The sequence below is a fragment of the Ruminococcus sp. 1001136sp1_2201st1_G3_2201SCRN_220225 genome, from assembly GCF_040924365.1.
Lineage (GTDB): Bacteria > Bacillota > Clostridia > Lachnospirales > Lachnospiraceae > Blautia_A > Blautia_A faecis.
Genome location: NZ_JBCOME010000040.1, coordinates 1 through 11,418, shown reverse-complemented (window position 1 = coordinate 11,418; position 11,418 = coordinate 1). Strand labels below are relative to the sequence as shown.

The following is an 11,418-nucleotide window of genomic DNA, read 5'->3' as shown; positions in this document are numbered from 1 at the left end:
TTATCTGATAACCAGATTTCCTTTCCATTATTCTGTATACGAAGCAATATAAAATCACATAGATCCATCTTTCTTAACCACAACCATAACTGTCTTCAAAAGTATCTTAATATCCAACCCAATATCCCAGTTTTCAATATATTCCTTATCCAACCTCACAACTTCCTCAAAATCCGTAATATCACTTCTACCACTCACCTGCCACATACCGGTGATTCCCGGTTTGATTGCCAGTCTCGCCTTATGTCTCGGTTCATACAAATTCGTCTCCGAAATCAACGGCGGTCTCGTCCCCACAATGGACATATCCCCTTTCAGCACATTAAAAAACTGCGGGAACTCATCCAGGCTCGTCCTTCTGATGAAATCTCCCACCCCGGTCTTATGTGACCCATCCGGCAGCACCTTATTTCCAATTACTCTGGGGTCGAAGTCCATCTTGAACATTTTGCCATCGCCCAGTTTGTTCTCTTTCATAAGCTCGGCTTTCCGCGCTTCCGCATCCATGTACATGCTGCGGAATTTGTACATTTTGAATTTCTTTCCGTTCTTTCCCACACGTTCCTGGGAGAAGAAAATCGGACCTGGGGATGCCAGATAGATGGCGGGGCCAACGAAAATAGTAATGATTCCTGTGAAAATACAGCCAACCAGTCCGCCGCAGATGTCCATCAGGCGCTTCAGGAAAAGCTGTCCGAAGGATGCATAGTTCAGACTGGTGGTCAGAACTGTGTAGCTTCCAACCTTTTCCACAAACTGTCTTTTGCCAGTCTGGTTGGTGATTTTTGCAAGGTTCAGATGAACGGTTACACCGGTTTCGGTGAGCTTGTCGATAAGCCCGTCCGGATATGGCAGATTTTCGGAGATGACGATCAGCACCTCGTCAATCCACTCCTGACAGACATACATAGGCACGTCACTTTCGCCTGCCACAACAGGGACACCACAGATTTTCTCACCGGTACAGTCCTCATCGATCACAACCACTCCGGCAAGGGAATATCTGGCATAATTGTTCTCCTGCATGCTGTGCACTACGTTCTCTGCTACCGCTTTGGAGGTGATGATCAGCAGCTTCTTGTCGCCGCCGTTTTCCATTTTTTTATGTAAGGAATTTTTCCAGATTTCTCTTATGGCATAGGTGAGGATCAGGTAGATCACAATTGTGGTGATCAGGATCATTCTGGAAAAGCTCTGGCCTTCCTGGATTATGAACAGATAAGCGATTGCAAGAGCACCTACTGCCACAGCATTTTTCAAGGTGGTGACAAATTCCTTATAGTGACCTCTTTTCAGAACGCTTTTCATGGTACCGGAGGTGAAGATCACCACCAGGTCGGCAAATCCAAGGAATATTGCCATATTTCGATACAATATATCTCCATACACATTGAATCCGTACCCGCGGAATGCATATGCCAAAATAAATGCCAGCTGCAGACAGATCATATCCAGAACAATAAAATCCCCATGTTTTAACCAGCCCTCTGAGTCCTTCCGATACATATTTTGCTTTTCCCTCCCAAGTACTTTTCTTCCGTTCAGCTTAGGTAAATACAGCTGACAGAAGCCCTCCATTCTCTAAAATGCAATGGCAAAATCTATTTTATCTTATATTTATAACTTATCTAAATTTATATTTTCCCGCCAACGCTTCCCGGCTATGATTTTTCTCAGGCATCTTTGGGTCACATCTCTCTTTGGATCTGTAACCACCGTTCATGCGTCAGCGGTATTATTTATTCCTTTTTTTCCAATTTCGACAAATTTCACCATTCCAGTCTTCTTACTAAAATACCACCCTGCCCTATTAGTGTCAACCCCCCCAGGTTTCTTTCTAGCCTTTCCGACAAAGTTTGGTAATTTTATCCACTTAACCCGATTTTCCCACTTGTTTTTTCCACTACTTTTTCATAAAGTGTTTGATAAACAGGTACATGAGAATCACCAGTGCCCCAAAGTACCCCAGCACTCCAAAAGCCGGAATTCCCATTATCTTCGGTGTCATGTCTGTGGTGCAGATAATACTGGAGCTGATCAGAAGTGCCATGACCCAAAGACCAAGCACGATGTTCCGGATCAGGCGGCGCATCAGCCACGCCAGGTCATCGGAGGCGTGAAGGTCCAGATTGATCTTGGTCTGGCCCTTCATGCAGCCCTGCAGGAAATCTGCTGCCAGCGCAGGGATATCCACGGCGCGGAGCATGGAGCGATACAGCTTTTTCCCGGTGCCCTTCATCTGCTTCTTCCAGTTTCCCTCCTCCAGAAGGTTTCCCTTCAAGCGGGCTGCTGCAATCTGCACCATATTGATCTCCGGGCTGATATCTGCCAGTACCCCTTCCATATGAGTCAGCCCTCTTGCAAGCATGGTAAGGCCATGGGGCATGACAATCTTGTTCTCCTTCATTACGTCCATCAGATCTGTAAGGATTTCTACGATATCGATTTCGCCAAAATCTGCAGTGCCGTATTTCGCCATAAGGTCGCGGATGTCTGTGTAAAGACGGCTCTGATTGGGTTTCCCCTTGAATTCTCCAAGTGCCAGCACTGCATCCTGAATTTTTCCAATGTCATTCAGTGCCACCCCTTCGATAGCCTGCCCGATCAGCTCCCGGTCACGATCATTCAGCCGTCCCATCATTCCCATGTCGATCCACACGATCTTGCCTCCCTGGATCATCACATTTCCAGGATGGGGATCTGCGTGGAAAAAGCCGTCGTCCATAACCTGCTTGATAAAATTATCTACAAATTTGCTGCCGATCTCATCAAGGTCATAGCCGCCTGCGAGAAGCTCTTCCTTATGGTCGATGGGAATACCATCAATGTATTCCATAACAAGGACGCTGGCTGTGGTATATTCTCTGTAAAGAATGGGCGTTTTTACAAATGCCACATTTTTATTTTTCCTGGAAAATTCTTCCATGTTGGCTGCTTCCGTCAGGAAATTCATCTCTTCCTGGGTGACACGCCACAGCTCTTCCAGCACAAGATTCAGATCTACCGCTTCCTTGATGCTTACAGGGGGAAGGAGCTTCACCGCCTTTTTCATCAGTCCGATATCCCGGGCCATGATTTCGTAGATGCCCTTTCGCTGAACCTTTATCACAACTTCTTCGCCGGTTTTCAGGACGGCGCGGTGTACCTGGGCGATAGAGGCTGAGCCAAGGGGCTTCTCCTGGATTTCCTGAAATTCTTCCTGCCAGGGACAGCCAAATGCTTCCCGGAGGACTTCTTCAACTTCTGCAAATGGCATGGGGTCTACATCAGAGCAAAGCTTCATCAGCTCGTCGCAGTAACGCTTGGGCAAAATGTCGGAGCGCATGGACATGATCTGTCCCAGCTTGATGAAGGTGGGGCCGAGATCTGTGAGAATGAGGCGGAGCTTCTCCGGGGAGACGCCTCGGGTGATGGCATGCTTGTGGAGAACGGCTGTAATTTCTTTTAGCCTTTCTTTATACGTGCCGGTGTCTTTACCGTTTGACTTCTTACCAGCTGTGCTGTTTTTCTCATTTTTATCCTGTTGGATTTCCACTTCCAGATTCTTTCTTTGTGCCTGGTCTGCTTCTGACTTCATCGTACTGTCATTCTTTGTCACACCCATGTCTGTTCCCCTTACTGAAAAGGCAGGATTCGGGTACTCTTTCTCCTCATCCTGCCTTCATAAATTTCTTTATTTTGTTCTGCAATGCCGTTCAGGATTTCCTGCTGCACTTCTTAAACAAGGCAATACTATTTCTTTTTCGGAAAATGTTATTGCTTATTCCTGAGGGTCGTCCTCGTATTCTTCTTTGGCTTCCTCCACTTCTTCTGCCTCTTCCTCTTCTTCGGCAGTCTCCTCTGCGTCTACGTCTTTCGCCTGCATCTTGCTGATCTGCTCTTTCAGGGCGGCCAGCTGATCCGGAGTCATTTTGCCAAGGACTTCCTTCAGCTCGTCCGGGTTGGACGGCTTCAGGGTTACGTTTACGTTCTTCTTCACGCTCTCTTTGATATTGTGCTTCAGTTCCTGATTGAGGACCTTGCCCTGTTCTACAGTGAGCTCACCTTTCTTTACCAGTTCATCCAGAACTTCTTTGGATTTCTCTGCGGTCACTGCTGCAGTGCCGATTCCTGCAAGTAATATTTTTTTGATGCCTTCTCCAAGTTCCATAGTGTGTGCTCCTTTCTTATTTACAGCTGTATCTGCCAACTCCCTGTGGGATTTTCGTTTTCAGCAGATCGGACTTCTCATAAAAGTCCAAGAAATACCAGCCCTTTAGGTACGAAAATGATCAGTCCGGCGATGGCGGCCATGATGGCGGCGATCAGGACGGCGCCTGCTGCGGTGTCCTTGGCGATCTTCGCCAGGGGCTTGTACTCGCTGGTCACCAAATCCACCACGGATTCTACGGCGGTGTTCACCAGCTCCAGTGCCATCACCAGTCCGAAAAGGCCAAGACAGATGCACCATTCCACTGGGGAAAGCTTCAGGATGATGCCTGCGATCACTACCAGGACTGCCATGATACAGTGGATCTTCATGTTCCGTTCCTTGCGGATACAGGTGAAAATTCCTTCAAATGCGTATCCGAAACTTTTCGTAATTGGTGGTTTCTTGGGTGCTGTCATTTCGTACACTTCCTGTCTGTTGGTTTGGGAGTAGTATAGCATATTTTGTGAGAAATTACTATAAATTTAGATAATTTTTACATTTTTCTCATTATTGCTGTACGAATTGCAAAAAGGGCAAGCTGCAAAACAGACCTGCCCTTACATACATTTTCTAAATATCCAGTTTACTAAAATCAATCACCAGGTTCTCATAAATTCCTGCTTTTACCGAATCCTGCAGTGTATATTGTTCCGTATCTTCTTTTTCAAAATTATATACAAATATCTGATTCTTAGCCGCATCTATGATCCAGTATTCTCTTACACCTGCTGTTCTGTATTTAAAAAGCTTCGTATAATAGTCCGTTCGTTTACTTGCAGGAGAAACAATCTCAATAATCCAGTCTGGTGTGTTCTGTTAGGTGGTGCCGTATAGTATATATGTCCATCAATAAGCTCCGCTCTCTCCCCTTCCGGAAGAGCATATATATCATCTATTGTATAAACTTTTTCTTCGAGTAATGGCATGTAATCACTCCTTTTCGATGATTTCTATTACTTCTAAGTATATCGAAAGAACTCCTTCAAATCAACCATTTGAAAATGAATTTCCATTGAAATAAATCAAAAAGCAGTTTATAACTTTATATCTTTCTGCCGTTCTTTTAGCTTCTTCATAACCGTAGGATACCGCTTATAATCTGTATGTGGCAATGCTTGGGCTGCTACCATTAGTTCCAGGAAGTCTTCTACCTCAGCGAACTGAATGTAGACCATTTCTTCCAGGATCTGGTCGATGTCAGTGAGAAGGCTCCGGTTCAGAAGCAGCTTCTGGGCTCCTTCCAGTGAGGAATTTCCAGCGTTGATAATATGGTCGCGATCCATGTCAGGATACATGCCGATGGTGATGGCAGACTCTTTGGATACGTGTTTACCAAAGGCTCCTGCCACGTAGAAGCGGTCAGCCTGGTCTAAGTCAAGACCGGATTCACGGAGCATGATCTCCACCATGGTGTGAGCGGCGGATTTGGTGCGGATGAATTCGTCAATGTCTTTCTGGTAGAAGTACAGACCTGGGGCATATTCCACACAGAGCTGGTTGTCTCTCTCCTGGATAAGAGGGCTTTTTTCCGTGGAAAACTTGCCGCGGATGTCGATCCAGCCTTCCAGGAAAAGCTCTGCGATCAGGTCTATGATGCCGGAACCGCAGATTCCCTGAGGTTCTTCACCTGATGAATTATCCTCATGATTACCTGAATTTTTCTCATGGCTTCCTGAGTCTTCCTTATGGCTTCCAATCACATGCACATAAATATTTCCATCTCTTATCTTCACTTCATCCACAGCACCAGCCTCCGCCCGCATTCCGGTACGCACCACGCCTCCCTCCAGCGCTGGTCCTGCTGCGCCTGCGCCGCATAGAAGAAATTCTTTATTTCCAATCACCAGCTCGCCGTTGGTTCCGATATCGAAGAAAACACTGATCTCGTTTTTCTTGTATAATTCAGTGTCAATCATGCCGCTGATAATATCGCCACCAAGGTAGTTTGACTTGGCAGGGTAACAATAAACGTAGCCTTTCAGCGGAATGTCCAGATCGCGCGCCAGCTGGAAGCCGGGGCGATCGGCGTGGACTGCATGTGGAGTGTAGAAAACGCAGAAGGCGTCCATTCCAAGAAGGAAGTGAATCATAGTGGTGTTACCCGCGATTACCATGGAGAGCGCGGAGTGGCTTGCATCCAGCTTATCCATGCATTCACAAATGGATTCCACCGTAGCCCGCCGCACTTCTTCCAGCTTTTCTTTATTATCTTTGCAGTAAAAAATCCTGGACAGAATATCTGTCCCCCACTGGATCTGCTTATTGAAGCTACTGACTTCCTTCAAAATCTCTCCACTGTTGCAGTCCAGAAGTCTCGCCACCACAGTGGTACTTCCCAGATCCACTGCCAGCCCATAATGCTGCGCGGTGGTATCTCCTTCCTCTATCTCCACCATTTCCCAGTTTTCCCCATTCCAGGCAAGGGAAACCGTTATTTTCCACTTTGCGTTGTCCAGCAAAGGGTATAACTGCCGCAAAATGTGGACAGGTATATGAACTCGCTCTTCCACACCTGCTGCCGCCAGACTATCCAGGATCCGCTGCTGGTCTGAGCGGGGATCGTCTTCGGTTGGGAGGGGGAGTTCGAGATATCGTTTTTGGCTGAGTCCATTCATCGTTTTTCAGCTCCTTATTTTTTTACTCATTTTGAGTGTATTTATATATTTCATTCCTTATTTGGATATTTTTTATTGACGTAATTTGAATTATTCTATATAATAAATATATGTATTTCAAATTTAATATATTTTCCCGAGCAGCTGGGGGACGTGCTCTCACCCATCCGAGTTTTATGGAGGAGGTGATACTTATGTCAACCTATGAAGAATTTATGGTTATTTTAACCGCAGGTATTTTACTTGTTTCTATTCTGGAATTCGCCATACATAAGAAATAGCCGTCCTAACCCTCGGAAAGTTGCGGAACGGCTATCTCAATAGTCAACACCCAATATAACAGGATCAGGTAGAGAGCATCTACCTTCCAGCTGTTCTGGTGAGTATATTATATCTATTCTATATGATTTTGTCAATCAATAATAGAAAATGGAGGGATTTTTATCATGACTTTTGGAAAAAGACTTATGCAGCTGCGTAAAGAACATGGTTATCGCAATCGCGACGCTTTCGCTGCCGAGCTTGGCATTCCTGCCAACACTTTGCGCAATTACGAAATGGACATTCGGGAACCAGGCTTTCCATTTCTTATAAAGATGTCGCAGCTTTTTCATGTCTCTACCGATTACCTGTTAGGATTAACAGAAGAAAGAGCGACTACAGCTGTCGATGTTCAATCCATCTCCGAACAGCAGCTTATCGAGAAATATCGTCTTCTCGACTGCACTGGAAAAGAACTTGTAGATTACACAATTGCCATTGAATTAAAGCGAACCACCTTATTGGAAAATCAAAAAAACCGCATTCTCCATTATGAGCAGGCGTTTAATTTCTTAAAACAGTCATAATCGTTTTATGCATTTTCTATATACTTCTATAGCCAGCAGTGGACTATCTCTGCATTTTCTCTGGCTATAATTTTCCAAGTGTGCCGTCAGTCTTCATATTATCTGACCACTGATCTTCCTTTATAAGATAGTCTTTTATTCTTTTATTTGAAGATAACTGCTGTAATTCAAAAAACTCCCCACCGATCATTCAGTGGAGAGTTTCTCTATTCCAGTAATCTTTATTTCGCAACAAAGTTTACGATCTTATTCGGTACATAAATCTCTTTTACAAGAGTCTTGCCTTCCAAGAAGGAAGCTACTCTCTCGTCCTTCTTCGCCAGCTCAAGAGCTTCCTCTTTCGCACAGCCGTTCGGGATTACGATGGTTCCACGAACCTTACCGTTGACCTGGACACCGATTTCTATGGAGTCCTCTACAGTCTTGCTCTCTTCATATTCCGGCCACTTGGAAAGGGAAAGTAAGCCTTCTCCGCCGATGGTCTCCCAGATTTCCTCGCAAAGATGAGGTGCAAACGGGCAAAGGAGCTTGATGAAGATTACAAGGTCATCCTTGCTGATCTTGCCAACTGCATAAATCTCGTTGATAAGAGTCATCAGGCAGGCAATTGCAGTGTTGAACTTCATAGCCTCGATATCGGAGGATACCTTCTTGATTGCCTTATGGATCTTAACCTCCATATCCTTGGCTGCCGGCTCCTCTGTCATGATATCGGTCAGTCCTGCAACTCTCTCAAGGAAACGCTTGCAGCCTCTTACGGAGCTGTCGTTCCACGGAGCAGCTGCGCCGTAGTCACCCATGAAGAGAACGTAGGTACGAAGTGCATCTGCACCATACTCATTTACAATGTCAAGCGGGTCAACAACGTTGCCCTTGGATTTACTCATCTTGTCGCCGTCTGAACCAAGGATCATACCCTGTGCAGAACGTTTCGCATATGGCTCCGGAGTATTGACAATTCCCATGTCATACAGGAAATGATGCCAGAATCTGGAGTAGATCATATGTCTGGTTACATGCTCCATACCGCCGTTGTACCAGTCAACCGGCATCCAGTATTCCATCTTCTTGCGGTCTGCAAGAGCTTCTGTATTGTGTGGATCCACATAACGAAGGAAATACCAGGAAGATCCAGCCCACTGTGGCATGGTATCAGTCTCTCTCTTGGCATCGCCGCCGCATTTCGGGCATTTGCAGTTTACGAAGGAATCGATCTTTGCAAGTGGAGACTGTCCGTCCTCACCTGGCTGGAAGTCTTTGATCTTCGGCAGACGAAGCGGAAGCTCCTCATATGGAACTGCTACATCACCACATTTCGGACAATGAACGATCGGGATTGGCTCGCCCCAGTATCTCTGACGGTTAAATGCCCAGTCTTTCATCTTATACTGAACGCCAGCTTTACCAATGCCCTTCTTCTCAAGCTCTTCCAGCATGCGCTTGATGGAATCCTTCTTATTTGTATAGCCATTCAGGAAATCGGAGTTGATCATCTCACCGTCACCTGTGTAGGCTTCTTTCTCAATGTCGCCGCCCTTGATAACCTGGATAATGTCAATACCAAATTTCTTGGCGAAATCATAGTCTCTCTGGTCATGTGCCGGTACCGCCATGATCGCGCCGGTACCATATCCCATCATTACATAGTCTGCAATGTAGATCGGGATCTTCTTGCCATTTACAGGATTTACGCCCTCAAGTCCCTGGATGCATACACCTGTTTTCTCTTTTACAAGCTGGGTTCTCTCGAACTCAGTCTTCTTCGCACACTCTTCACGGTAAGCCTTGATCGCATCCATGTTGGTAATGCGGTCAGCATATTTGTCGATCAGCGGATGCTCCGGTGCGATAACCATGAAGGTTACACCGAACAGGGTATCTGGTCTGGTGGTGTAAATCTGCAGTGTCTCATCAATTCCGTCAACTGCGAAGTTTACGAAAGCACCTGTGGATTTACCGATCCAGTTTACCTGCTGCTGCTTGATGTTCGCCGGATAGTCCACATCCTCCAGTCCCTCAAGAAGCTTGTCTGCATACTGGGTGATTCTTAAATACCAGACATCCTTGGACTTCTGGATAACGTCGCTGTGGCAGATATCGCATTTTCCTCCCTGACTGTCCTCATTGGAAAGAACAACCTTACAGGATGGACAATAGTTAACTAATGTCTTATCACGGAAAACAAGTCCGTTCTCAAACATTTTCAGGAAAATCCACTGAGTCCATTTATAGAAATCTTCCTGTGTGGTATCGATCACACGGCTCCAGTCAAAGGAGAATCCAACACTCTTCAGCTGATTAGTGAATTTCGCAATGTTCTGGTCTGTGATCTCACGAGGATGTGTATTCGTCTTAATCGCATAATTCTCAGTAGGAAGTCCGAATGCATCGAATCCGATGGGGAACAGTACATTGTATCCCTGCATTCTTCTCTTTCTGGAAAGTACCTCGATACTGGAATATGCCTTAATATGTCCAACGTGCATTCCCGCACCACTTGGGTATGGGAACTCTACAAGGCCGTAGAATTTCGGTTTATCACTTCCGTCAACAGCTTTAAATGCCTGCTGCTCTTCCCACTTTTTCTGCCATTTCGGCTCGATTTTCTTAAAATTGTGTTTCATTGATGGTTCCTCCACATTTATTGTGCCTGTCATAGCTGTTCAATGCCTTCACAGCTATTGCCTGTCAACAAAATAACCGTCGGCTGATCCGCCTGTTTATCGCGCAGATCAGGCGCGTTATTTTGCAAAAATCCTTTTACCATTCTAATCCAACATAGTGGTTTTGTCAACGAGAAACCGCCTCTATTGCGGCCTGAAGCTGATTATCCTCGTCATGGGTATAATCCGTCCGATTCAAAAGGCTGGCATCCAGTTTTACCTCCACATCCGGCGTGATTCCCACCTTGTGGATATCATTGCCCTTGGGGGTAAAATATTTCGCCGTAGTCAGCTTCACCGCACTTCCATCAGAGAGCTGGCGGATGCTCTGAACGATTCCCTTTCCATAAGTGGTGGTTCCCACAATCGTTCCAATCTCATAATCCTTCACTGCCCCGGCAAAAATCTCTGATGCACTGGCGCTGTTCTCATTTACCAGCACTGCCAGCGGAATGTCGATCGGAGTGTCGCCGTCACACTTCATCTCCTGTTTTTCCCCATATTTATCCTCTGTATACACGATCAGTCCTTCGGGCAAAATCTGGCGCAGCACATCGCACACAGAAGAAAGCACCCCACCTGGATTGTCACGAAGATCCACGATCAGCTTCTCCATGCCTTTTGCCTGAAGATCTTTGTAAGCATCCTCAAACTGCTGGGGTGTTACCATGGTAAACTCTGTAATTCGCAAATATCCTATAGAATCCTCCAGCATTTCATAAGAAACAGTGGGCAGCTCCACATCGCTCAAAGTCACTGTAATTTCTTCCGGTTCATCTGCCTCCTGGTGATAGACGGTCAGGATAGAAGTACCGTCCTCCTTTTCCCGGATCATCTTTGAGACCTCAGCTGGCGTCATTTCCGTTACATCCGTTCCGTTCACGGCCGTGATCACATCATTCGCCTTCAGCCCGGCCTCATCTGCCGGACTGCCCTCATAACAATCCACCACCAGAATACCACCCTCCGTATTCTGGGTAATGCTCACACCGATTCCAGAGTAAGAGCCCTCCGTATCTCTCATCTCCTCCTCGTATTCTTCCTCCGTATAATATCTGGAATACGGATCCCCCAGCCCATACAGAAGCCCGGTATAAATC

General features: G+C 46.0%; 9 protein-coding genes. 1 reads left to right on the top strand and 8 read right to left on the bottom strand.

Going from position 1 to position 11,418, the window contains the following annotated elements:
- Positions 1–54: 54 nt before the first annotated feature.
- From AB5642_RS13145 to AB5642_RS13120, 6 genes are all read right to left on the bottom strand, one after another.
- A complete protein-coding gene (locus tag AB5642_RS13145) occupies positions 55–1,506 on the bottom strand; it encodes a sugar transferase (RefSeq protein WP_195380155.1) in 1,452 nt (483 codons plus the stop codon).
- A gap of 397 nt (positions 1,507–1,903) precedes the next feature.
- Positions 1,904–3,604 (bottom strand): AarF/ABC1/UbiB kinase family protein, encoded by a 1,701-nt coding sequence (locus tag AB5642_RS13140; RefSeq protein ID WP_227199093.1) that lies wholly within the window; start codon positions 3,602–3,604, stop codon positions 1,904–1,906.
- Positions 3,605–3,760: 156 nt separating this feature from the next.
- The gene (locus tag AB5642_RS13135; protein WP_148463236.1) at positions 3,761–4,150 is read right to left on the bottom strand and encodes a phasin family protein; all 390 of its coding nucleotides are present in this window, start codon (positions 4,148–4,150) and stop codon (positions 3,761–3,763) included.
- A 77-nt stretch (positions 4,151–4,227) separates the two neighbouring features.
- A complete protein-coding gene (locus tag AB5642_RS13130; protein WP_148463237.1) occupies positions 4,228–4,608 on the bottom strand; it encodes a diacylglycerol kinase family protein in 381 nt (126 codons plus the stop codon).
- Positions 4,609–4,762: 154 nt separating this feature from the next.
- Entirely contained in the window at positions 4,763–4,981 is a 219-nt protein-coding gene (locus AB5642_RS13125; protein ID WP_330638305.1) for a Uma2 family endonuclease, read from the bottom strand.
- A gap of 245 nt (positions 4,982–5,226) precedes the next feature.
- Positions 5,227–6,807, bottom strand: coding sequence for an ASKHA domain-containing protein (locus AB5642_RS13120; protein WP_195380153.1), 1,581 nt, complete (start codon positions 6,805–6,807; stop codon positions 5,227–5,229).
- A 446-nt stretch (positions 6,808–7,253) separates the two neighbouring features.
- Between AB5642_RS13120 and AB5642_RS13115 the strand changes: the two genes are divergently transcribed.
- Positions 7,254–7,655: a helix-turn-helix domain-containing protein gene (locus AB5642_RS13115; RefSeq protein ID WP_195380152.1), complete on the top strand. Its 402-nt coding sequence runs from the start codon at positions 7,254–7,256 to the stop codon at positions 7,653–7,655.
- A gap of 221 nt (positions 7,656–7,876) precedes the next feature.
- On the opposite strand, the gene leuS is transcribed toward AB5642_RS13115, so the two are convergent.
- Entirely contained in the window at positions 7,877–10,279 is a 2,403-nt protein-coding gene (leuS, locus tag AB5642_RS13110) for a leucine--tRNA ligase (RefSeq protein WP_195391986.1), read from the bottom strand.
- Between the two features lie 166 nt (positions 10,280–10,445).
- On the bottom strand, positions 10,446–11,418 hold a 973-nt coding region (locus AB5642_RS13105), incomplete at its 5' end, for a S41 family peptidase (RefSeq protein WP_368371683.1).

Bases quoted from the DNA above. Each gene is read 5' to 3' on its own strand.
- AB5642_RS13140 (WP_227199093.1), bottom strand. From the start codon at position 3,604: ATGGGTGTGACAAAGAATGACAGTACGATGAAGTCAGAAGCAGACCAG.
- AB5642_RS13115 (WP_195380152.1), top strand. From the start codon at position 7,254: ATGACTTTTGGAAAAAGACTTATGCAGCTGCGTAAAGAACATGGTTAT.
- AB5642_RS13130 (WP_148463237.1), bottom strand. From the start codon at position 4,608: ATGACAGCACCCAAGAAACCACCAATTACGAAAAGTTTCGGATACGCA.
- AB5642_RS13120 (WP_195380153.1), bottom strand. From the start codon at position 6,807: ATGAATGGACTCAGCCAAAAACGATATCTCGAACTCCCCCTCCCAACC.
- AB5642_RS13135 (WP_148463236.1), bottom strand. From the start codon at position 4,150: ATGGAACTTGGAGAAGGCATCAAAAAAATATTACTTGCAGGAATCGGC.
- AB5642_RS13145 (WP_195380155.1), bottom strand. From the start codon at position 1,506: ATGTATCGGAAGGACTCAGAGGGCTGGTTAAAACATGGGGATTTTATT.
- leuS (WP_195391986.1), bottom strand. From the start codon at position 10,279: ATGAAACACAATTTTAAGAAAATCGAGCCGAAATGGCAGAAAAAGTGG.